This is a genomic window from Streptacidiphilus cavernicola, from assembly GCF_042510955.1.
GTDB lineage: Bacteria > Actinomycetota > Actinomycetes > Streptomycetales > Streptomycetaceae > Streptacidiphilus > Streptacidiphilus cavernicola.
Genome location: NZ_JBHFAB010000031.1, coordinates 72,311 through 94,699 on the forward strand (window position 1 = coordinate 72,311; position 22,389 = coordinate 94,699).

At 72.5% G+C, this 22,389-nt stretch carries 15 protein-coding genes and 2 pseudogenes; 13 read left to right on the forward strand and 4 right to left on the reverse strand.

The genetic code is table 11. From position 1 onward, the window contains the following. Positions 1–22: 22 nt before the first annotated feature. Positions 23–994: an aldose 1-epimerase family protein gene (locus ACEZDE_RS30475; protein WP_380543172.1), complete on the reverse strand. Its 972-nt coding sequence runs from the start codon at positions 992–994 to the stop codon at positions 23–25. Between the two features lie 100 nt (positions 995–1,094). Between ACEZDE_RS30475 and ACEZDE_RS30480 the strand changes: the two genes are divergently transcribed. From ACEZDE_RS30480 to ACEZDE_RS30525, 10 genes are all read left to right on the forward strand, one after another. Then, the gene (locus ACEZDE_RS30480; protein WP_380543175.1) at positions 1,095–3,992 is read left to right on the forward strand and encodes an N-acetylmuramoyl-L-alanine amidase; all 2,898 of its coding nucleotides are present in this window, start codon (positions 1,095–1,097) and stop codon (positions 3,990–3,992) included. A 275-nt stretch (positions 3,993–4,267) separates the two neighbouring features. After that, on the forward strand, positions 4,268–5,425 hold the full coding sequence (locus tag ACEZDE_RS30485; RefSeq protein ID WP_380543178.1) for an acyl-CoA dehydrogenase family protein: 1,158 nt from the start codon (positions 4,268–4,270) through the stop codon (positions 5,423–5,425). 89 nt (positions 5,426–5,514) lie between these two features. Next, entirely contained in the window at positions 5,515–6,621 is a 1,107-nt protein-coding gene (locus tag ACEZDE_RS30490) for a S1C family serine protease (protein ID WP_380543210.1), read from the forward strand. A 188-nt stretch (positions 6,622–6,809) separates the two neighbouring features. Then, on the forward strand, positions 6,810–8,075 hold the full coding sequence (locus tag ACEZDE_RS30495; protein ID WP_380543180.1) for an amidohydrolase family protein: 1,266 nt from the start codon (positions 6,810–6,812) through the stop codon (positions 8,073–8,075). Next, positions 8,068–8,997 carry a TIGR03619 family F420-dependent LLM class oxidoreductase gene (locus ACEZDE_RS30500; RefSeq protein ID WP_380543183.1) on the forward strand — a complete coding sequence of 310 codons (930 nt, stop codon included), beginning with the start codon at positions 8,068–8,070 and terminating at the stop codon, positions 8,995–8,997. Before ACEZDE_RS30495 ends, ACEZDE_RS30500 begins: the two co-directional genes overlap by 8 nt. A 105-nt stretch (positions 8,998–9,102) precedes the next feature. Next, positions 9,103–11,331 (forward strand): DUF7927 domain-containing protein, encoded by a 2,229-nt coding sequence (locus tag ACEZDE_RS30505; protein ID WP_380543213.1) that lies wholly within the window; start codon positions 9,103–9,105, stop codon positions 11,329–11,331. A 268-nt stretch (positions 11,332–11,599) separates the two neighbouring features. After that, positions 11,600–12,439: an SDR family NAD(P)-dependent oxidoreductase gene (locus ACEZDE_RS30510; protein ID WP_380543186.1), complete on the forward strand. Its 840-nt coding sequence runs from the start codon at positions 11,600–11,602 to the stop codon at positions 12,437–12,439. 154 nt (positions 12,440–12,593) lie between these two features. Further along, the gene (locus tag ACEZDE_RS30515; RefSeq protein ID WP_380543189.1) at positions 12,594–13,721 is read left to right on the forward strand and encodes an LLM class flavin-dependent oxidoreductase; all 1,128 of its coding nucleotides are present in this window, start codon (positions 12,594–12,596) and stop codon (positions 13,719–13,721) included. Between the two features lie 211 nt (positions 13,722–13,932). Then, positions 13,933–15,672, forward strand: a complete 1,740-nt coding sequence (locus ACEZDE_RS30520) for an N-acyl-D-amino-acid deacylase family protein (protein ID WP_380543192.1) — start codon at positions 13,933–13,935, stop codon at positions 15,670–15,672. Between the two features lie 136 nt (positions 15,673–15,808). After that, positions 15,809–16,666: a hypothetical protein gene (locus ACEZDE_RS30525; protein WP_380543195.1), complete on the forward strand. Its 858-nt coding sequence runs from the start codon at positions 15,809–15,811 to the stop codon at positions 16,664–16,666. A gap of 14 nt (positions 16,667–16,680) precedes the next feature. Here the strand turns inward: ACEZDE_RS30525 and ACEZDE_RS30530 are convergent, their stop codons facing one another. The 3 genes from ACEZDE_RS30530 to ACEZDE_RS30540 all read right to left on the reverse strand — a co-directional run bounded on the left by ACEZDE_RS30530 (position 16,681) and on the right by ACEZDE_RS30540 (position 19,602). After that, positions 16,681–17,409 (reverse strand): sensor domain-containing protein, encoded by a 729-nt coding sequence (locus tag ACEZDE_RS30530; RefSeq protein WP_380543198.1) that lies wholly within the window; start codon positions 17,407–17,409, stop codon positions 16,681–16,683. Positions 17,410–17,548: 139 nt separating this feature from the next. Continuing rightward, positions 17,549–18,046: an LppU/SCO3897 family protein gene (locus ACEZDE_RS30535; RefSeq protein WP_380543201.1), complete on the reverse strand. Its 498-nt coding sequence runs from the start codon at positions 18,044–18,046 to the stop codon at positions 17,549–17,551. Positions 18,047–18,393: 347 nt separating this feature from the next. Then, positions 18,394–19,602 (reverse strand): sensor histidine kinase, encoded by a 1,209-nt coding sequence (locus tag ACEZDE_RS30540; protein WP_380543204.1) that lies wholly within the window; start codon positions 19,600–19,602, stop codon positions 18,394–18,396. A gap of 252 nt (positions 19,603–19,854) precedes the next feature. On the opposite strand from ACEZDE_RS30540, the gene ACEZDE_RS30545 reads away from it, so the two are divergent. The 3 genes and pseudogenes from ACEZDE_RS30545 to ACEZDE_RS30555 all read left to right on the forward strand — a co-directional run. Further along, a complete protein-coding gene (locus tag ACEZDE_RS30545; RefSeq protein ID WP_380543207.1) occupies positions 19,855–20,283 on the forward strand; it encodes an NADH-quinone oxidoreductase subunit A in 429 nt (142 codons plus the stop codon). Next, positions 20,274–21,029 (forward strand): annotated as a pseudogene (locus ACEZDE_RS30550) (NADH-quinone oxidoreductase subunit B); the annotation flags it as partial. The gene ACEZDE_RS30545 and the pseudogene ACEZDE_RS30550, both read left to right, overlap by 10 nt. 455 nt (positions 21,030–21,484) lie before the next feature. Then, positions 21,485–22,389, forward strand: a pseudogene (locus tag ACEZDE_RS30555) (hypothetical protein); the annotation flags it as partial.

A 22,389-nucleotide genomic window follows, 5' to 3' on the forward strand; every position in this document is an offset into this window, starting at 1 on the left:
AACTTTAGCGGGGCGGCCCACGTCAGAGCGCGCGAATACCCCAGCTGTGCGACACCCGTTCGCCCGGCTCCAGCCGGACCAGGTCCTCGCCGGTGGCGAAGGCGTTCGGCGGGCAGCTCATCGGCTCGACCGCGACGCCCGCGCGGCGGTAGCCGCCGGGCAGCCCGTCCGCGGTGTAGACCTGCAGCCAGCCGATCTCGCCGCCGACCCACAGCTCCACCCCGCGGCTGCCGTCGGCGCTGGTCAGCCGGACCCTGGTCCGCCCGTCCTGATCGCGCTGGAGGCCGGTGAAGGCGGTGTCCAGCAGGGTGTCGCCGATGCCGCGGGCCTTGCGGAAGTCGTACCGGCCGCCGCCGACGTCCTCGCGCTCACCGGTCGGGATCATCCGCTCGTCCACCTTCAGCAGGGTGTCCGCCGGGAGTTCCAGCACCAGCTCGTCCACGCTGCCGGGGCCCCGGCCCAGGGTCAGGTACGGGTGCGCGCCGATGCCGTACGGCGCCGCGGTCGGGCCGACGTTGTGCGCGGCGACGCAGACGCTCAGGCCGTCCTCGCCCAGCTCGTAGGAGGCGGTCAGCTCCAGGATGTGCGGGTAGCCGTGCATCGGGTAGAGCCGCAGGCCGAAGCGGACCGACGCGGCGTCCTCGGCGACCACCCGCCACGGCAGCCAGCGGACGAAGCCGTGGCTGGCGTTGTGGTTGGGCGGTTCGCTGATGTCGAGCTGCTGCTCGTGGCCGTCGAAGGCGTAGCGGCCGTCCCGGATCCGGTTCGGCCACGGCGCCAGCAGCTGGCCCGCGCCGCCGGGCGGGGTCTGGTCCACCGCGTGCTTCATCACCAGCGGCCGGCCGCGGTGGCTCAGTCCGCGCAGGCCCGCCCCCACACCGGTGAGCACCGCCCGGTAGTCGCCGTACTCGATGACCTGCTGGGGGCCGGTGGGGGAGAGCGGCTCCTCGCCGGCGGGAGCGTCGCTGCGGTGTGTGCGGTTCGCGTCAACCATGGGCATATCGTCGCACGATCAGCACCGCGCGGGAGTCCCGGCGGCCGGTGCCGGGCCCGCTCCTGCTAGCCTCTCCTGTCACTCGACAGGGGCATACGTGATGACAGCGGGACGGGGCCGACGAGGCCGTGCGACGACGCCGCGGCGGGCGCCGCGACGGCACGTCAGGCGCAGGTCGCGGACCTGGGCCGGGGTGGCGGGCGCGCTGGCCCTGGCCGGGCTGGTCGGCGGCGCGGTCGCCGAGGCCGCCACCGGCACGCTGCCCCCGGTCCTGCGGGCCGCCCACGCCCCCAGCGGCCGCGTCCCGGCCGCGCCCCCCGGCACGCTGCAGGACGAGTTCACCGCCGCCGCGGCCGAGTTCCACGTCCCGGTGCAGGTGCTGCTCGCGGTCTCCTACCAGGAGACGCTCTGGGAGTCCCACCAGGGCGAGCCCAGCGCCACCGGCAACTACAACGTGATGGGCCTGACCTCGGTCGCCGCCACCGACCTGGCGCCGCCCACGGCCGCGCAGAAGACCGCGGACCTGGTCGCGGCCGGCGACCTCACCGTCCCCTCGGCCGCCCTGCTGTCCCGCTTCGAGACGGTCGACACCAGCGCCCCCGCGCTGCACACCCTGGACGCCGCCGCCGCACTGATCCAGCAGCCGGACGCGGCGCTGCGCGGCGACCCGCGGCAGAGCATCCGCGGCGGCGCGGCCCTGCTGGCCTCCTACCAGCAGGCGGCCGGCGGCGGACTGCCGACCGATCCGGGCCGCTGGTACCCGGCCGTGGCCGCGTACTCCCAGGGCCCGGACCCGGCCGCCGAGGCGCAGTTCGCCGACCGGGTGTACGCCACCGTCGCCGCGGGCGCCTCCCGCACCACCGACGACGGGCAGGCCGTGGCGCTGGCCGCGGACCCCTCGGTCAAGCCGCGAATACCGGCCGCGCTGAGCCGCGCCGCCGTGGCCGCGGGCGGCGTCTCGCGGAGCCTGGCCGCCGCGCCGGTGCGGTCCGCTCCCTGCGAGGCGGGGGTCGCGACCGGGCTCGGCAGCTGCTCCTTCGTCGCCGCGGGCGCGGGCAACGCCGCCCCGGCGAACCGTCCGGGCGACGGCGCCGCGATCCGCTACCTGGTGCTGGGCGGCACCACGGGCAGCGCGGCCTCCGCCGTCAGCACCTACGCCACCCCGGGGGCCGGGGTCTCCGCCCACTTCGTGGTCGCCGCGACCGGCGCGGTCACCCAGCAGCTGCGCACCCGCGACGTCGCCGAGCTGACCGGGAACGACTCGGTCGACGCGCACGCGGTCGGAGTGCAGACCGAGTCCTACCCGCTCCGCAGCGGCAGCTGGATCGACGAGCAGGAGTACGCCTCCACCGCGCTGCTGGTGCGCGACGTCGCCGCCGCCAACGGCATCCCGTTGGACCGGGACCACGTGCTCGGCCAGGACGACGTGCCGTACCCGACCGCCGACGGCATGACCGCGGCGCACGCCGCCCCCGGCCCGTACTGGGACTGGAGCCACTTCCTCGACCTGCTCGGCGTCGCCCCCGACGGCAACGGCCTGCCGGTGGTCGGCGGCACGGTCACCGTCGCGCCGCGGTACACCGCCGCGGACAAGCCGGTGCTGACCGGCTGCGGCGGCGCCTGCACCGGGCACCCGGCGGACTTCGTCTACCTGCGGACCGCCGCCTCCTCCTCCGCGCCGCTGATCGGCGACCCGTCGCTGGCGGCGGCCGGCCTGCCGACCAGCGGCACCGACGGCTCGGACACCAGCGACAAGGCGGTCTACGGGCAGACCTTCGTGGTCGCCGCGGTCTCCGCCGACGGCGCCTGGACCGCGATCTGGTTCGGCGGCCGGAAGGCCTGGTTCTACAACCCCGGCGGCGTCAACGGCTACGCCAACGGGGACCCGTCCCAGGACCTGGTCTCGCCCAAGAACGGCACCGCGATCCCGGTCTACGGCCGCGCCTTCCCGGAGCCCGGCGCCTACGCCGCGGCCGGGGCCGGCTCCGCCGCGGCCCAGCAGCTGGTCCCGCTGCCCTACACGATCGAGCCGGGACAGGCCTACCCGTCCTCCGGCGAGCTGACCGGCGACCGCTACGTCGGCCCGAAGGACGTCATCGGCACGACCCAGTACTACGCGATCCGCTACAACCACCGGATCGCCTACGTGGCCGCCGCCGACGTGCAGACCACCAAGCCGGCCGTGCCGCCGTCCGGCGCCTTCGTGCCGGTCGCCGCGCAGCGGATCATGGACACCGCGGACGGCACCGGCGGCGTCCCGGCCGCCCCGGTCCCGGCCGACGGCCGGCTGGTGCTGCCGCTCAGCGGCGTCCCGGCGACCGGGGTCACCGCCGTGGTGCTGGACCTGACCGTCTCCTCGCCCGCCGCGAGCGGCGCGGTCACCGTCTACCCGGACGGCCGGAAGCGGCCTGGGCTGGCCACGGTCGACTACACCGCGGGCGTCACCGCCAGCACGCCGGTGACCGTCCCGGTGGTCGACGGCAGGCTGGACTTCGTCAACGCCCCGGTGCCGGGCATCGCCGACGGCGCCGGGATCGAGCTGCGGGCGGACCTGACCGGCTACTTCACCATGAGCGGCGGCGGCGGTCCGTTCCACACCGCGGGCCCGGTCCAGGTCCTGGACACCACCGCGGCCCCGGTCGCGGCCTCGGCCGCCCGCTCCGACTCGGTCCGCGGCGGCCGACTGCTGCCGGGCGGGTCGGTCACCCTGCTGGTGGCCGGGCGGAACGGGGTCCCCAGGAATGCGACCGCGGTGATCCTGAACGTCACCGCCGCCGACGCGGCGAGCTACGGCTCGGTCACGGTGCGGCCCTACGGCTCGGCGGTCGCCGCGGTGCCGCCGGCGGCGAGCACGGTGTCCTTCGCCGAGGGTCAGGCGATCGCGCGTCAGATCACCGTCCCGCTGGTCGACGGGCGGGTGCAGTTCCACAGCGCCGACCGGGTCGGCGCTGTGGGCGGCTTCACCCTGTTCGCCGACCTGGTCGGCTACTACGCCTGACGCGGTGTCAGCGGTATCAGCGGCGGCAGCTTCCAGCGAGGCGACCCCCCGGCCCCGGTCCCGCCTTTCGCGTCCCGTCAGGACAATACGGACATAAGGATCGTAAGTTGAGTGAGCGGGCCGAGCCAGGGGGCGGACCGCCGTTCCCTATCGATCGTTCGGCTACTGGCCGGTCGGTCTCGGCGGACGTCACATCCGGGCGGCCTGGACAGGCGGCCTACTGACGATTAACTTAACGTTCGTTCGGTTAGTAGCAGCCAGAAGGGAGCGCCATCGTGCGCCGCACCGTTTACACCGAGGACCACGAGGCGTTCCGGGACACCATCCGCGACTTCATCGCCAAGGAGGTCGTCCCGGTCTACCCCGAGTGGGAGAAGGACGGGCACGCCCCCAAGAGCTTCTACCGCAAGCTCGGCGAGCTGGGCGTCTTCGGCATCGAGGTGCCGGAGGAGTTCGGCGGCGCCGGGATGCACGGCTTCAAGTACCAGGCCGTGGTCACCGAGGAGTGCGCCCGCGCCGGCGTCAGCTTCGGCAGCTCCGGCGTGCACACCGGGCTGTGCCTGCCGTACCTGATGGAGTACGGCAACGAGGAGCAGAAGAAGCGCTGGCTGCCCAAGTTCGTCTCCGGCGAGATGATGACCGCCATCGCCATGACCGAGCCGGGCACCGGCTCCGACCTGGCCGGGATGACCACCAACGCCAAGCTCTCCGAGGACGGCACCCACTTCGTCCTGAACGGCGCCAAGACCTTCATCACCGGCGGCGTCCAGGCCGACCTGATGCTGGTGGTCTGCCGCACCTCCCCGGCGTCGCCGGACAACCGCCGCACCGGCCTGTCGATCCTCTGCGTGGACACCGCCTCCGAGGGCTACACGGTCGGCCGCAAGCTGGAGAAGATCGGCCTGCGCACCTCCGACACCGGCGAGCTGTCCTTCGTGGACGTCAAGGTGCCGGTGGAGAACCTGCTCGGCGAGGAGGGCAAGGGCTTCTTCTACCTGGCCCACAACCTGGTCCAGGAGCGCCTGGCGATCGCCGTCGGCGCCTATGCCGCGGCCCGCGCCGCGGTGGACCTGGCGGTCTCTTACACCAAGGACCGCAAGGTCTTCGGCCAGGCCGTCGCCGAGTTCCAGAACACCAAGTTCGAGATCGCCGCCTGCGAGGCCGAGGTGGACGCGGCCGAGGCCGTGGTGGACCGGGCGCTGGAGGCGTTCGAGACCGGCGACCTGACTCCGGCGGACGTGGCCAAGGCCAAGCTGTTCACCACCGAGGTCTGCTCCCGGGTGGTCGACCGCTGCCTGCAGCTGCACGGCGGCTACGGCTACATCCTGGAGTACCCGATCGCCCGCCTCTACACCGACAACCGGGTGTTCCGGATCTACGGCGGCACCAGCGAGGTCATGAAGCTGGTCATCGCCAAGTCACTCGGCCTGTAGCTCCCGTCGGCGCGCCTACGCGCACCATTCCTCACTAAAGGGACAATAAGGACAAATGTCCCGAGCTGTCCGAGAGGAATGTCGTGCCCGTGGAGACCGCCGGTTCCCCTCGTACCCGCCGTCAGGTCCGGCGCCGCGCGGCAGTCGCGGCGCTGGCCCTGGGCGCGGTCCTGGCCGGCTCGGCCGGCTGCAGCACCGATGCCGGCCGCGGCAGCGCCGATCTCGCGGCCACCCCGGTCGCGGCCTCGACCGGGGCGAGCCCCACCGTCGGCAACGACCTGCAGACCGCCTACCAGGACACGGTGAAGGCGGTGCTGCCCTCGGTGGTCCAGATCACCGCGGCGGGCAGCCTCGGCTCCGGGGTCGTCTACGACACCAAGGGCGACATCGTCACCAACGCGCACGTGATCGGCTCCAAGAAGAGCTTCAAGGTCACCCTGGCCAACAGCTCCGACACGCTGGACGCCACGCTGGTCTACTCGTACCCGTCCAGCGACCTCGCGGTGATCCGGGTGAGCAATCCGCCGGTGGGCCTCAAGCCGGCCGTGTTCACCGACTCCAGCACCGTCGACGTGGGCCAGATCGTGCTGGCCATGGGCAACCCGCTGGGTCTGGAGAGCAGCGTCACCCAGGGCATCGTCTCGGCGGTCGGCCGCACCGTCTCCGAGCCGGGGAGCGAGAACTCGCCCGAGGTGACCATCCCCAACATGGTGCAGACCTCGGCCGCGATCAACCCCGGCAACAGCGGCGGCGCGCTGGTCAACCTCTCCGACCAGATCGTCGGCATCAACACCCTCGCCGCGGTCCAGGGCAACGAGAGCGGGGCGCAGGCGCCCGGCATCGGCTTCGCCATCCCGGCGTCCACGGTGATCAGCCTCGCCGACCAGATGATCAAGGACGGCAAGGTCACCAACTCCGGCCGGGCCGCCCTGGGCATCTCCAGCCGGACGGTGCTGACCGCCGCCGGGGACAGCAGCACCGGCGCCGGGGTGGTCTCGGTGGTCAGCGGCGGCCCCGCGGCCAAGGCCGGGATCCAGCCGGGAGACGTGATCACCGGGGTCGGCGGAACCCGGGTGGACAGCTCCAACCAGCTGAGCGAGGCGCTGGCCGACCTCCGCCCGGGTCAGCAGGTGCCGGTCGTCTTCATCCGCGGCGGCACGAGCAGGACGGTGACGGTCACCCTCGGCACGCTCTGAGGCCCTCGCTCCGAGGCCCTCGCCGCACTCGAACCCTTCCTCCCGCCCCACCGCCCCGCGTGTGCGCTGCCTGTCCGCGCGGGGCGGGGAAGCGCCTCGCTGCCCTGCGGATCAGCGGGGCGCTTCCATGTCGGGAACCCCTGACGCGATACCTGACGGATCGTCAGATCGGCGCTAGCCTGGCCGCTATGGACGCCAACGACACCAGCACCGAACCGGCCGCCGAGGGCGGCTTCCCCTGGATCATCTCGGTGGACGACCACACCGTCGAGCCGCCGAACGTCTGGCAGGACCGCCTGCCCGCCAAGCACCGCGAGAACGGCCCCAGGATCGTGCGCGCCCCGCTCGCCGAGATGACCTTCGTCGGCGGCCGGTTCGCCCCGCGGATGGGCGCCCCCGGCAGCGAGGGCGTCATCGCCGACTGGTGGGTGTACGAGGACCTGCACCGCCCGCTGACCCGGCTGGACACCGCCGTCGGCTATCCGCGCGAGGAGGTGCGGCTTGAGGCGATCACCTACCAGCAGATGCGCCCGGGATCGTTCTCGATACCCGAGCGGCTGGACGACATGGACCTCAACCACGTCCAGTCCGCGCTCTGCTTCCCGACCTTCCCGCGGTTCTGCGGGCAGACCTTCACCGAGGCCAAGGACCGCGAGCTGGGCCTGCTCTGCGTCCGTGCCTACAACGACTGGATGGTCGACGAGTGGTGCGGCCCGGCCGCCCGCGGCCGGATGATCCCGCTGGCCATCGTCCCGCTCTGGGACGCCGGGCTGGCCGCCGCCGAGGTCCGCCGCAACGCCGCCCGCGGCGTCCGGGCGGTCTGCTTCAGCGAGATACCCCCGCACCTGGGCCTGCCCAGCATCCACACCGACGACTGGGACCCGTTCCTGCGCGCCTGCGAGGAGACCGGGACGGTCATCGCCATGCACATCGGCTCGTCCAGCCGGATGCCGTCCACCTCGGCCGACGCCCCGCCCGCGGTCGGCTCCACCATCACCTTCGCCAACTGCTGCTTCTCCATGGTGGACTGGCTGATGAGCGGGAAGTTCGACCGCTTCCCCGGGCTGAAGATCATGTACGCCGAGGGCCAGATCGGCTGGATCCCCTACATCCTGGCCCGCGCCGACGTGGTCTGGGAGGAGAACGCAGCCTGGGGCGGCGTCGCCGACAAGGTCCTGACCCGGCCCAGCGAGATCTTCGCCGAGCACATCTACGGCTGCTTCTTCGACGACCCGCACGGGGTGCGCAACCTGGACGCGATCGGCGCCGCCAACGTCCTCTACGAGACCGACTACCCGCACTCCGACTCGACCTGGCCGAAGAGCCGCGAGGTCGCCGAGTCGCAGATGGGGCACCTGGCGCCGGACGTGGTCGAGCAGTTGGTCCGCGGCAACGCGATCCAGCTGCTGGACCTCACTCCGGACGGCCTGTGGAAGGGATCGGCCCATGTCTGAGCAGACCCTCTCCTTCGGCGTCCAGCTCCCGGTGCAGTCGCAGAGCACCATGTACTGCGAGCCCTGGGAGACCACCGCGGGCCCGGCCGAACTGGGCCGCACCGCCGAGGCCGCCGACCGCCTCGGCTTCGCCTACGTCGCGGTCTGCGACCACGTCGCCATCCCCGAGCGGCTGGCCGGGGCGATGGGCGCGACCTGGTACGACCCGGTGTCCACCCTCGGCTGGCTGGCCGCGCGGACCGAGCGCGCGCTGCTGCTCTCGCACGTCGCGGTGCTGCCGCTGCGGCACCCGCTGCTGTCGGCCAAGCAGTACGCCACGCTGGACCTGCTCAGCGGCGGACGGCTGCTGCTCGGCGTCGGCGCCGGCCACGTCCCGGAGGAGTTCGCGGCGCTCGGCGTCGACTTCCACCAGCGCGGGGCGATCCTGGACGAGACCATCGCCGCGCTGGACCTGGCGCTGCGCGAGGAGTACCCGGTGCACGCCGGGCCGCGCTTCCCGTTCAGCGGACTCACCGTCAGCCCCCGTCCGGCGCAGTCGCCGCGGCCCCCGCTGTGGGTCGGCGGCTCCTCGCCGCGGGCGGTGCGCCGGGCGGCGCTGCTCGGCGAGGGCTGGCTGTCCCAGGGCGACACCCTGGCCACCCTGCCGGGCCAGCTTGCGCTGATCCGCGACAGCAGGGAGCAGGCCGGGCGGGAGGGACTGTTCGCGGTGAACGTGATCCCCCCGGCCCTGTACGTCGGCGAGCCGTCCTGGGAGCTGGGCCGCCGGTCGGCCTCCGGCAAGCCCGAGCAGCTCGCCGAGACCCTGCGCGGCTACGTCGCGGCCGGCGCCACCCACCTGCAACTCCGCCCGCGCAGCCGCGGCGTGGACGAGTACCTGGAGCAGCTGGAACGCATCGCGGTCGAGGTGCTGCCGCTGGTCTGACCGGGGGCCGGAGCGGGCCGGGCGGGGCCGTCCGGGTGGCGGCGGGGCGGACTGACGGCTCGTCGGTCCGGGACGGCCGAATTGCTGGCATAGCGTCAGAATGTGATGATCCGACCCGGCTCCCGCTGTCCGCGCCTGCGCTTCCGCCCCGGCCCCCGTCACCCCGGCCCCCGAGCCGGGTCCCGCGCTGGGGCCGCCCCGCTGACCGCCGCCCTCGCGGTCCTCGCGCTGTGCGGGTCGTTCGTCCTCCCGGCCGCGGCCTCCGTGCCGAGGCCGGGCGCGAAGCCGCGCGCGGGCTCCGGGTCGGTGCTGCTGGACGAGACCTTCCAGGGCAGCTCCATCGCCGACCCGGGCTTCATGCCGCTGGACACGGCCTGCCTGACCGGCGCGTCCGGGCCGCCCCCGGCCGGGGAGTCCACCACCGGTCCGTGCACCGCGGCCGACCAGACCACCCCGCCGGTGCCGACGCCCGGGGTCACCCCCGGCTGGCTCCAGCTCACCGACCAGGGCAACTACCGGGTCGGCGCGATGCTCTACAACCGCCCGCTGCCCGGCAACGGCGGCCTGGTGGTGACCTTCGACCAGTACCAGTACGGCGGCAACGGCGCGGACGGGATCGGCTTCTTCCTGGTCAACGGCGCCGTGGACCTGACCACGGCCGGAGCGGACGGCGGCTCCCTCGGCTACGCCCAGCGCAACAACGACAACGGGGTGGACGGCGGCTACCTGGGCATCGGCCTCGACGCCTACGGCAACTTCGCCAACGACTTCGAGAACCGCGGCAACGGCTGCCCGGCCGGGAGCAGGTCGCCGGTCAGCGTCAACGAGCCGGTCACCGACACGGTCACCCTGCGCGGCCCCGGGCAGGGCCTGGACGGCTACTGCTACCTGGACTCCGCCCTCACCCCCGATCCGGGCAAGCCCTCCGGCTTCGTCAGCACCCTGCCCGGCAACCTGCGGCAGTCCGCGGGACCTGGGATCACCCTGCCCGACGACGCCAGGCGCCGGGTGATGCTGACGGTCAGTCCGGACCCGGAGCCGCTGGTCACCGTGGACATCGACTTCAACGACGGCAAGGGGTACCAGCAGGTCCTGCAGTACCAGATGACCGACCCGGCGCCGGCCACGTACAAGTTCGGCTTCTCGGGGTCGACCGGCGGGCTGTCCGACACTCATCTGATCCGCAACATCCAGGAGTCCTCGGTCGTCCCGCTGGACCAGCTCAACCTGGTCAAGACGGTCGACTGGGACCCGACCAGGGGGACGGTGCCGACGTACCAGGTCGGCGACACCGTGCCGTACAAGTTCCTGGTGACCAACACCGGCGCGGAGCCGTTGGACCCGGTCTCGGTGACCGACCCGCTGGTGACCGACATCGTCTGCCCGTCCACCGCGCTGGGCCCGAAGGGCAGCCCGACCTCCTCGATGGAGTGCACCGGCACGCATGTGGTCACCGTCAACGACTCCTTCACCGGGGAACTGACCAACACCGCCGTCGCGCACGGCACCGACCCGTCCGGCGGCCTGGTGCCGTCCAACCCCTCCTCCGCGACGGTGGACGTGGTGCGGCTGACGCCCGAACTGGTGCTCTCCAAGACCGCGTCGACCACCGAGGCCAAGCCCGGCGACACGGTCTCCTACACGGTGACGGCCACCAACACCGGGGCGATCCCGATCGACCCGGCCGACTTCACCGACGACCTCAGCGGCGTACTCGACGACGCGGACTACAACGGCGACGCCACGGCGACCGTCGGCACGGTCGTCCCGGTGGGGAAGACCCTCGAATGGACCGGGACGCTGAACCCCGGCGAGTCGACCACGATCACCTACTCGGTCACCGTCCACGACCCGGACCAGGGCGACCACCTGCTCCACAACGCCGTGAACACCACCATCCCCGGCACCACCTGCACCCCACCCCCACCGGCCCCGGCCCCGGCTGTCGCGGCAACACCCACCACCGGAGCGGGAACGCATCGCGCGTCGCGGGCCACCACCGAGGCACGGACGGACCGCGCGTCGCGTGCCCGCAGGGCCCTCACGCCGCCGTGCATCGCTGACGTGACGGTCGCTCAGCCCAACCCGACACCCACGCCCACACCGTCCCCCTCGACCGGCGTTCCGACGCCCACGCCCACCGGCACCCCCACCACCCCGGCGCCCACGCCTACCAGCACCTCCACCACCCCGGCACCCGCGCCCACCCCACCCGGCGGCGGAAACCTGGCCGCCACCGGCTTCGCCGCAGCCGGAGTGCTCGGCGCAGCCGCACTCGCCGTCGCCTGCGGCGTCCTCCTCACCACCCGCCGCCGAGGCCGCCACAACAGCTAGCCCGCCAGTCCCGGCCCCCGCCCCTGGACCCCCAGCCTCCGACCCCCGACCTCGGCAGCCCTGCCCCCCGCCCCTGCCCTGCCTCGGCCCCCGACCGCGCCCGGCCTCCGGCCCGCCCGGCCCCCAGCGGCCCCGCCGCCCACCTGCCGTCCCCCGCCCCGCTCAGGGTTTGGGGGCGGCAGCCCCCTTCCCTCCTTCCCGCCGTGCACCGAGACTGACGGAGCGTCAGATCTCGTTGTGAGCAACCGGGAACGCCAGGAGGAGCACCATGCCCGACACGGAAGGAACACGACTGCGCGGCCGTACGGTCCTGATCACCGGAGCCGCCCGCGGCCAAGGCGAGCAGGAGGCACGGCTGTTCGCAGCCGAAGGCGCCCACGTGGTGGTCGCCGACGTGCTGGACGACCTCGGCGAGGCCCTCGCCAAGGAACTGACCCAGCGCTTCGGCGACGACCGCGTCCGCTACCAGCACCTGGACGTCGGCAGCGAGGCCGACTGGGAGGTCGCGGTGGAGGCGGCCGTCTCCGCCTTCGGGAAGCTGGACGGGCTGGTCAACAACGCCGGGATCCTCCGGATGAACGAGCTGGTCAGTACCCCGTTGCAGGAGTTCATGACGGTAGTGCGGGTCAATCAGGTCGGCTGCTTCCTCGGGATGCGCGCCGCCGCCCCGGCGATCGAAGCGGCCGGGGGCGGCACGATCGTCAACACCGCCTCGTACACCGCGCAGACCGGGATGGCCCTGCTGACCTCGTACGCCGCGACCAAGGGCGCGATCCTCAGCATGACCAGGGTGGCCGCGCTGGAGCTCGCGGCCAAGGGGATCCGGGTCAACGCGATCTGCCCCGGCTCGGTGGACACCCCGATGGCCGACCCGGCCAACGTCTTCCCCGGCAGCGACGGCCGTCCGGCCATGAGCGCCGAGGACGCCGCCGCGCTGTCCGCCATGACGGCGCAGCTGTACGCCAAGGTGGTGCCGCTGGGACGGATCGGACGGGCCGACGAGATCGCCCGGCTGGCGCTGTTCCTGACCTCCGCGGACTCCTCGTACATCACCGGCCAGCCGATCATCGCCGACGGCGGTTGGCTGGCCGGCGTCTCCATCGGCTGACTTCGGCTGACCTCAACCACCCTCACCCACCCTCGCCCCGACCCTGGCTGACGATGCATCAGCTATTGACTGCCCAGCTCCACGGTGTAAGAGTCGAACCGTATCTGACGGGTCGTCAGATATAGCTGACCCGGACAGGACGGACGGTGAACCAATGGAGTTCGGCATCTTCATCCAGGGCTACGTGCCCAAGAGTCGCTCCCAGGTCGACCCGCAGGCAGAGCACCACGCCCTGATGGAGGAGATGGACTACATCGTCCAGGCCGACAGGGCGGGCTTCAAATACGGGTGGATCACCGAGCACCACTTCCTGGAGGAGTACTCCCACATCTCCGCGAACGACGTGTGCATCGGCTACCTGACCCATGCCACCGAGCGGATCCACCTCGGCTCCGGCATCTTCAACCCGCTGGCCAAGGTCAACCACCCGGTCAAGGTCGCCGAGCGGGTCGCCATGCTGGACCACCTCTCCGAGGGCCGCTTCGAGTTCGGCACCGGCCGCGGCGCGGGCAGCCACGAGATCCTCGGCTTCATGCCCGAACTCACGGACATGAACGGCACCAAGGAGATCTGGGAGGAGGCGATAGCCGAGTTCCCGAAGATGTGGCTCCAGGACGAGTACCAGGGCTTCCAGGGCAAGCACTGGTCGCTGCCGCCCCGCAAGGTGCTGCCCAAGCCGTACGGCAAGGCGCACCCGGCCATGTGGTACGCGGCGGGCAGCCCGTCCTCGTACGAGATGGCCGCCCGCAAGGGCCTCGGTGTGCTGGGCTTCAGCGTGCAGAAGGTCTCCGACATGGAGTGGGTGGTCAACTCCTACAAGAACGCCGTCCGCGACGCCGAGCCGATCGGCGCGTACGTCAACGACAACGTGATGGTGACCTCGACCGCGATCTGCGCCGAGACCAGCAAGGAGGCCCGCCGGATCGCGGTCGGCGGCGGCCTCAACTACCTGCAGTCGCTGCTGTTCCGCTACCACGACACGTTCCCCAGGATCGAGGGCATCCCGGTCTGGCCGGAGCTGATCCCGGACTACACCGAGGAACTGATCGACCTGCTGATCGCCGAGGAGCTGATGATCTGCGGCGACCCGGACGAGGTGCTCCAGCAGTGCAAGCGCTGGGAGTCGGCCGGGGCGGACCAGTTGGTGTTCGGCCTGCCGATCGGCATCTCGCCGGAGAACACGGCGCAGACCATCAAGCTGATCGGCGAGCACGTCATCCCCAAGATCGACACCGACCCGGTGCACCGCACCACCCGCTTCCGCCAGGCGGCCGGCTCCTGACCGGAGCCGCGCACCGACGGACCACGACCGGGCGGGTACGGGAAGCAGCGGCCTGCACCCGTACCCGCCCCGCATTCCCCCGGCCCCGCACCAGCACCTCCGCACCCCCCTAGCCCTGCAACTCCCTTACCCGCCAGGCATTCCATTCGGTCCCGCACCCCTAGCTGCCCCGTAACCCCGTACCCGCCCCGCACTCCCGGAGGGAACGACCATGCTCGACCACCTCATCCAAGGCGCGACGCTGGTGGACGGCACCGGCGCCCCCTCCCGTACCGCCGACGTCGGCATCCGCGGCGGACGGGTCGTCAGCATCGGCGCCCCCGGCGCGACCGACGAACCCGCCGTCAGCACGGAGGACGCCACCGGCCTGATCCTCAGCCCCGGCTTCGTCGACCCGCACACCCACTACGACGCCCAGCTGTTCTGGGACCCGTACGCCACCCCCTCGCTGGGCCACGGCGTCACCACCGTTGCCGGAGGCAACTGCGGCTTCACCCTGGCCCCGCTGAACCCGTCCCGGCCCGACGACGCCGACTACACCCGGCGGATGATGTGCAGGGTCGAGGGCATGTCGCTGGCCGCGTTGGAGGAGGGCGTGCCCTGGGGCTGGTCCTCCTTCGGCGAGTATCTGGCCGCGCTGGACGGCCACACGGCCGTCAACGCGGGCTTCATGGTCGGCCACTGCGCCCTGCGCCGCCACGTCATGGGCCAGGACGCGATCGGCGGACGGCCGACCCCGGCCCAACTCGACGCCATGGTCGCGCTGTTGCGGCAGTCCATGGCCGAGGGCGGCTGGGGGCTCTCCACCACCCAGTCCTCCACCCACTCGGACGGGGACGGGCAGCCGGTCGCCTCCCGGCACGCCGACCGGGAGGAGCTGCTGGCCCTGTCCCGGGCGGTCGGGCAGCACGAGGGGACCCAGATCGAGGCCATCGTGGCCGGCTGCCTGGACCAGTTCGCCGACGCCGAGATCGACCTGCTGGTGGACATGACGGCCGCGGCCGGCCGCGCCCTCAACTGGAATGTGCTGACCATCGACGCCGCTGTCCCGGCCCGGGTGCCGCGGCAGCTGCTGGCCTCGTCCCGGGCCCGCGCCGCGGGCGGCAGGATCGTGGCGCTGACCATGCCCATCCTCACCCCGATGAACATGAGCCTGGGCACCTTCTGCGCGCTCAACCTCATTCCGGGCTGGGGGGAGGTGCTGGCCCTGCCGGTGCCGGAGCGGATCGCCCGCCTCGCCGACCCGGCGGTACGGGCCGAGATGCTGCGCCGGGCCGAGAGCCCGGAGGCCGGGGTGTTCCGCCGGCTCGCCGACTTCGGCCGCTACGTCATCGGCGACACCTACAGCGACGCCAACGCCGGGCTCAGCGGGCGGGTGGTCCGCGACATCGCGGCCGAGCGCGGCCGGGACCCGTTCTCCACCCTGGTCGAGATCTGCTCCGCCGACCAGCTGCGGACCGTACTGTGGCCGATGCCGACCGACAACGACCCGGCCAGCTGGGAGCTGCGCCGGGACACCTGGCAGCACCCGGACGTGATGCTCGGCGGCTCCGACGCGGGCGCGCACCTGGACCGGATGTGCGGCGCCCCGTACACCACCCGCTTCCTCGGCGACTGCCTGAGGCGGCGTCAACTCATCGGCATCGAGCAGGCGGTGAGGATGCTGACGACCGATCCGGCCGAGCTGTTCGGGCTGCGGGACAGGGGTGCCGTCGCCGTCGGCAACCACGCCGACCTGGTGCTGTTCGATCCGGAGCGGATCGACGCGGGCCCGGCCACCCTGGTCCACGACCTGCCCGGGGACAGTCCCCGGCTGGACTCGCGGGCGGAGGGCGTGGTCAGCGTCCGGGTCAACGGCGTGGAGACGGTGCGGGACGACAAGCTGACCGGCGCGGTGCCGGGAACAGTGCTCCGCTCGGGCCGCGACACCCGGACCGTCAACACGCGATGACGATCACTCATATATGTTTCTGAGTACGAGAGTTGAGTACCAGAGCGCTGTCCCGCCCGGATCGGCGCACCGCAGTATGGCCCCCCTGGCTCCAGCTCTCGCTCTGGACCCGGATCTCGGACAGGGGGTCGGCTCGGTGAAGACCAGGAACATGTGGATCGTGCTCGGGGCGGGGGCCGCCGCCGTGGCGCTGCTGCTGCACTTCCTCGCGAAGGTGCGGCTGGCCGACCTGCTCGCGGTCGGGCTCGGCGGTGTCTTCCTGTTCTGGCAGGTGCTGCTGCTGACCGTGCCGTGGAGCCTCTACTTCCAGGCCCGGCAGGTGGTCAAGGAGACCGGGACCAGCGCGGAGCGCGGGCTCCGGGTCCCCGCGGACCGGGCCGCCGACGCCGCCCGGATCGCCCGCAGGCTGCGGGGCCTCGCCATCGGGGCCCACCTGGTCACCGCCGCGGTCGTGTCCGTGGTCACCTATTTCTCCGGCCACACCGTCGGCTACTACTTCGCCGGGTTCTACCTGCTCAGCACCGCCTTCCGGCCAGCCCAGGCCTATCTGGCGCATGTCCGGGGGCAGTTGCGCACGATGCTGAAGGAGACCCGTTTCCCGCGCGACGACGTCCTGGAGCTCAAGCAGGCGCTCAAGGCGGAGGTCGAACGGGCCGAGGCCGAGCGGGTCCGCCTCCATGAGCTGCTGCACCGGCTGGGGTTGCGCAGCGCCGAGCAGTCCGCGGGGATCAGCCGGATCGAGGCGGACGCGGCCCGCCGCTCGGAACTGGTCGAGTCCCGGCTGACCGGCCGGGCCGACCAGATCGAGGCCAGGGCCACCGCCCGCGCCGACCAGTTGGAGACCCGCTTCGCCGCCCGCAGCGACCAGGTGGCCCAGCAGGTGCAGGCGCTGTCCCGGCGGTTCCAGGACGCCCTGGACAGCTACGGCGACAACCAGGAACTGGTGGCGGGGCTGAAGGCGTTCCTGCGGATGCTGCGCGCCGAGCAGACCTGATCCCTTCGCCGTGGTCAGCCGAGCAGCCCGCGGACCATCGACCGCTGCACCGCCGCCAGCCCCCGCACCACCCACGGGGTCAGGAACATCACCAGCAGCCCGGCCGCACACACCCCGGCGATCTGCGGGACGCTGCTCAGATAGACCGTGTGGCCGTCGTTCTCGTAGAGCTGCAGGCCGGGCACGTTCACATAGGTCGGGAACACCCACTGCCACAGCGGGTAACTGGCGTAGCCGATACCGGTGATCCACAGCGTCAGCGTCAGCGAGAACGACAGCACTCCGAACGGCAGCATCAGCACGCTGTAGAGGACGCTGCGCCATCCCGCCCCGGAGCCCAGGGCGGCCTTGGCCCAGGCCATCAGCCCGTGCCGGTCGGTGTCCCCGCTCGGCCGCCGGCCGGGGCGTCCGCGGAGGTCCAGGTCGAGGGTGGCCCGCGCCCTGCCCCGCTCCATCGCGCCGAAGCCCAGGCATCCCAGTACGGCGGCGGCCAGCACCGGCAGCCCGATGAAGGTCAGCACCGTGCCGAGGCCGAGCACCAGCATCGGTACCGCGAAGGTGAACGTCACGATCCCGACCGGGAGGTTGACCAGCATGTGCAGCGACTCGCGCCAGACCCGGCCCTCGAACGGCGCGGTCATAAAGCCCGGCCGCCGCCGCGACGGCTGCCGCCGGTACGTCTCGCCGCCGTACGGTGCGTCGCCGTACTCCCGGTACTCCCGGCTCTCCGCGATGCTGGTCATGATCCCGGCTCTCCCGTGGTCAGTCTGTCGTCCGTCTTCCTGACATCAAGACTGCCGTTCCCGGCGCCGGAAAACCCTGGGGCGGTTCGGTGTCCCGGGGTGGGGTTACCCCCACCCCGGTGTCCCCCGACGAGGTCCGTCAGGGGGTGTTCTTGCCCAGGCACAGCACCAGGTCACTGCCTCTGCCACCGGACTGCGAGTACGCGGCGACCAGGCCGGGGACGCTGTTGCAGTCGTCCATGTTGCTGCCGCTCAGCGTCTTCAGCACCTTGAACTCGGCCTTGGGGTCGGTGCAGCCGATGACCTTCACGTCCGGGTTGCTCTCGGTGCCCTTGTTCTGCACGCAGTCGCCGGCCTTGGCGGTGTCAGCGGCGCCGGTCATGTGGTCGTAGATGTACGAGCCGCCGCCCACCACGATCAGACCGACGACGATCACCGCCAGGCGGATCAGAAGCGAGCGGCGCCGCTTCGTCGGCTGCGCCGCCGCCACCGGGTACTGAGCGAACTGCGGCTGCGGTACCTGCGGCTGCGAGTAAGGCGGCTGCTGCGTCTGCTGCTGCCCCGCGTAGGGGTTCGGGGGCTGCTGACCCTGGTACGGATTCGGCGGGGTTCCGTAGGAGGGGGGAGGAGTACTCACGATGACCTCGTATGTCGACGACTGAACAGTCGACGGACTCTAGTGAGTACGAACCAATGCTGTGATCCGGATGTCGAAAAGTTGTGCGACGGTGACTGACTTGTCATCAGCAGCCAAGCAAAAAACAGGACAGAGCACGCAACGCCGCCACCGGCCGCCCGCCCCGCCGCCGCTGCCCCCGCCGCCTGCCCGCTGCCCGGCCCGCCGCTGCCTGGTGCCGCAGCCCTGCTGCCGCCGCCGCTGCCGCTCTGCCGTCGCCACCCTCCTCGCCGCTGCCCGGTCCGCAGTTGCCACCCGTCACCCCTTCGCCGGCCACCCCTCAGGCGCGGCCCCGCCCCGCCCTCTCCTCAGGCGCGGCCCCGGGTCCGCCAAGGCAGCTCGACCGTCACCGTGGTCGGCCCACCCTCCGGGCTGTCCACCACGAACACCCCGTCCACCGCGCGGATCCGATCCGCCAACCCGGCCAGCCCGCCGCCGGGGGACTCCACCGCGCCGCCGTGGCCGTCGTCGCCGACCTGCAGCATCAACCGGTCGTCCGACCGCCACGCGTCCACCGTCGCGGTCCGCGCCCCAGCGTGCTTGGAGATGTTGGTGAGCAGCTCGCTGACGGTGAAGTAGGCGATCCCCTCCACCGCGGAGTCCGGCCGCGAGTCCCGGTCCGTGCCGCCGGGAAGGTCCGCCCTGACCCGTACCCCGCCGGGGACGGTGCAGCGGGTCGCGACCGACGACAGCGCGGCGTCCAGGCCGCGGTCCGTCAGAACGGCGGGGTGGATGCCCCGGGCCAGGTCCCGCAGCTCCTGCAGGGCCAGCTTCACCTCGCCGTGGGCGTCCGAGACCATCCGCGCCGCCTCCTCCGGGTCCTCGGTCAGCTTCTCCTTGGCCAGGCCCAGGTCCATCGCCAGCGCCACCAGCCGGGCCTGCGCCCCGTCGTGCAGATCCCGTTCGATCCGGCGCAGGTCCGCCGCGGCGGAGTCGACCACGGTGCCCCGGTCCTGCTCCAACTCGCGCACCCGCTGGGTGAGCTTCGCCGGTGCGAGCAGCGACCCGGCCAGCATCCGGTCGACCGTGGACAGGCCGCGGGTGATCCACGGCACCACCGGCCACAGCACGATCAGGGCGACCAGGGTCACCGTGAAGGTGAAGATGCCCCACGGCAGCTTGATGAAGAGGTACAGCGCGGTGCGCCAGGACAGTCCGTCCGACAGCACGTCGAAGAGGCGCTGCCAGATGCTTCCGCCGTCACGTCCGGCCCCCACCGGCAACGGCTCCGGGATGTCCTCGCCCAGCAGCGACCGGATCAGGCCCCGCTCCACCCGGCCGTAGCCGCGGATCGCGAACAGCGACCCGGCCAGCACCCAGAAGCCGATGATGGTCACCATCAGCCCGGCGCCCAGGCACAGCCCGGTGACGGTGAGCACGAACCCGGCGATCGACATCGGCAGGTTCAGCAGCAGGAACAGCGCTTCGCTCCACATCCGCCGGTTGAAGCCGGGACGCGGCAGGGCAGGCCGCACGGGCAGGTCGCCCCTGGTGTCGTTCTCTCGCACGGTGTCCATCGGTCCATCCTCGGTTACGCCGGTCGGGCGCAGGCGTCGACCTGCGGAATCCAGCCTGCCTGGGCGACCGGACGGTGACGATGGGGCAGGTCGGCATCGTGGGAGGGGGGATAACCCCACCATGGTCGCTGTCCGTACCGGGGGTACTGTGCACGGACCCGCCGCGGGTGGACCTAGACTCCCGTGCGTAAAGAACGTCATGGATACGTAAAGGCACCAGCGTGCCTGGCGGGACCGGAGGGCGACCGAGCTATGGAGGTACTGGCGGCAGCGGCCGCGGTGACGGCTCCGCAGCCGGGGCACCCAGCACAGCCCGGATACTTCCACGCGTACGCGGTGGTCGGCCTGCTCGCGGTGGTCGGGGTGCTGTTCGTGGCGGCGGCCTTCGGCGGCAACCGGCTGCTGCGCCCCTTCGCACCGACGCCGGAGAAGCTGCTCGCGTACGAATGCGGCGTGGACCCGGTGGGGGAGGGCTGGGCCCACACCCAGATCCGCTACTACGTGTATGCCTTCCTCTACGTGATCTTCGCTGTGGACACCATCTACCTCTTCCCCTGGGCCACCGTCTTCGCCGCCCCCGGCTTCGGCGCGGGGACGTTGGTGGAGATGTTCGTCTTCCTCGGCTTCCTCGCCGTCGGCCTGCTCTACGCCTGGAAGAAGGGCGTTCTGGAATGGACGTGACCCAGCACCACTCCCACCCGGACCCGACGCAGGAGCCCGGCTCCACCGGCGGGCAGCCCGTCCCGCTCGGAATCCCGGACCCGTCCGCGCCCGGCTCCGGCCTGGAACAGCGCCGGCTCGGCCCGCTGGCTAGGCTCGCCCCGGACCCGGTGAAGGTCGTCCTCAACTGGGGCCGCCGCTACAGCCTGTGGTGCTTCAACTTCGGTCTCGCCTGCTGCGCGATCGAGTTCATCGCTGCGTCCATGGCCACCCACGACTTCATCCGCCTGGGTGTCATCCCGTTCGCCCCCGGCCCGCGCCAGGCAGACCTGATGATCGTCTCCGGGACGGTGACGGACAAGATGGCCCCGGCCATCAAGCGCCTCTACGATCAGATGCCCGAGCCCAAGTACGTCATCTCCTTCGGCGCCTGCTCCAACTCCGGCGGCCCCTACTGGGACTCCTACTCGGTGACCAAGGGCGTGGACCAGATCATCCCGGTGGACGTCTACGTCCCCGGCTGCCCACCCCGCCCGGAGGCCCTGCTCCAGGGCATCCTCAAACTCCAGGAAAAGATCACCCACGAGTCCCTCCCCTCCCAGTACCCAACGGAACCCCCCACCCCCACCGCAGCCCCCACCACCGCGCCGACCCCCACCGCAGCCCTGACCCGCCCCCTCGTCCCACCCCCCACCCCGACGGGCCTTGGCTCGGCGGGCCCTGCCTCGACCGGCTCCACCCCGACCGGCCCCGCCCCGTCGGGCCCTGCCTCGACCAGCCCCGCCCCGGCGGGCTCTACCTCGGCGAGCTCCTCCGCGGCAGGTCCCCTCCTGGCTGGCCCCATCCCGACCAGCCACACCCGGACCAGCCACACCCGGACCAGCCACACCCGGATCAGCCTCACCCCGGCGGGCTTTGCCCCGACCGACCCTGCCCCGTCGGGCTCTGCCTCGACCGACCCTGCCCCGTCGGGCTCTGCCTCGACCGGCCCCGCCCCGGCGGGCTCCACCTCCACGGGCCCTGCCTCGACTGGCCCCCTCTCGGAGACCCCCACCCCGGCAGAGCCGAGCCCCACTAGGGCAGAGCCGCACCCCACCCCGGCGGAGCCGATCCCCACGCCGCCGGAGCCAGTGCCACCCGCCGCCGGAACCCCGAGTGGCAGCGCGTCATCGGATGTCGCCACCCCAACCGTTCCTGACGCCCCGTCGGAGGAGCCGAACCAGTGACGACCCCCGACGACGACCAGCCCTCCACCTCCGCCGCCCCCGACCCCACTCCCGCGCCGGAGCCCACGGCCGACCCCACCCCGCCGGACCCGGCCACCAAACCGGAGCCCACTACCGACGCCCCCGTGACCGAGCCGCCCCGTGCCACCCCACCGACTCCGGCCACCGCACCGACCCCCGTCGCGCCGCCGACCCCGGCTACCGAGCCGACCCCCGTCACAGCTCCAGCCACTACGACGGATGCGGCGCCCGCCCCCTCGGCGCAGCCCGTCCGCCCCGAGGCACCGCCCGCCGGCACTGCCGGGCCCGCCGACGCCGCTGGACCTGCCAGCACTGCCGTGCCTGCCGTCCCCGCTGCGCCCGCCGACGCCGAGGCACCATTGACGCCTGCCGAGCGCACCGCCGCCGCGATCGGCCCCTGGGCCACCGGCGAAGAGGCCTTCGCGCTGCTCACCGTGGACGTCCCGGCCGAGCACTGGATCGAGGCGCTGACCACGGCTCGCGACACCCTCGGCCTGTCCTTCTTCGACTGGCTCAGCGCAGTGGACGAACTCGCCGAAGGCTTCTCCGTAGCCGTCCACCTCGCCGCAGTGGGATCCCCAACAGCACCCCCTGCCTCCGCACCTCCCGCCCCCGCGACTCCCGCTCCTGCCTCTGCGCCTCCTGCCCCCGCGGCTCCCGACCTCGCACCTCCCGCGCCCGCGGGGCCCACCGCCGTGGCTCCCGCCCCCGAACCCCCCACCCCTGCGGCTCCCACCGCCGCCCCCACAACCCCCGCCGCTGCTGCCTCGCCCCCCGCGATCCCGGCCGCCTCCTCTCAGCCCGCCACCCCCGCCGCGACTCCTGCCCCTGCCCCCGCCCCCGCGGAGGCAACCGACGCCACACCGGGTGCCCCTGCCGC

What these genes read in the sequence shown, in the direction of transcription:
- ACEZDE_RS30475 (WP_380543172.1), bottom strand. Translation starts at nt 994, where the DNA reads ATGGTTGACGCGAACCGCACACACCGCAGCGACGCTCCCGCCGGCGAG.
- ACEZDE_RS30480 (WP_380543175.1), top strand. Translation starts at nt 1,095, where the DNA reads ATGACAGCGGGACGGGGCCGACGAGGCCGTGCGACGACGCCGCGGCGG.
- ACEZDE_RS30495 (WP_380543180.1), top strand. Translation starts at nt 6,810, where the DNA reads ATGGACGCCAACGACACCAGCACCGAACCGGCCGCCGAGGGCGGCTTC.
- ACEZDE_RS30500 (WP_380543183.1), top strand. Translation starts at nt 8,068, where the DNA reads ATGTCTGAGCAGACCCTCTCCTTCGGCGTCCAGCTCCCGGTGCAGTCG.
- ACEZDE_RS30505 (WP_380543213.1), top strand. Translation starts at nt 9,103, where the DNA reads ATGATCCGACCCGGCTCCCGCTGTCCGCGCCTGCGCTTCCGCCCCGGC.
- ACEZDE_RS30510 (WP_380543186.1), top strand. Translation starts at nt 11,600, where the DNA reads ATGCCCGACACGGAAGGAACACGACTGCGCGGCCGTACGGTCCTGATC.
- ACEZDE_RS30515 (WP_380543189.1), top strand. Translation starts at nt 12,594, where the DNA reads ATGGAGTTCGGCATCTTCATCCAGGGCTACGTGCCCAAGAGTCGCTCC.
- ACEZDE_RS30520 (WP_380543192.1), top strand. Translation starts at nt 13,933, where the DNA reads ATGCTCGACCACCTCATCCAAGGCGCGACGCTGGTGGACGGCACCGGC.
- ACEZDE_RS30530 (WP_380543198.1), bottom strand. Translation starts at nt 17,409, where the DNA reads ATGACCAGCATCGCGGAGAGCCGGGAGTACCGGGAGTACGGCGACGCA.
- ACEZDE_RS30540 (WP_380543204.1), bottom strand. Translation starts at nt 19,602, where the DNA reads ATGGACACCGTGCGAGAGAACGACACCAGGGGCGACCTGCCCGTGCGG.
- ACEZDE_RS30545 (WP_380543207.1), top strand. Translation starts at nt 19,855, where the DNA reads ATGGAGGTACTGGCGGCAGCGGCCGCGGTGACGGCTCCGCAGCCGGGG.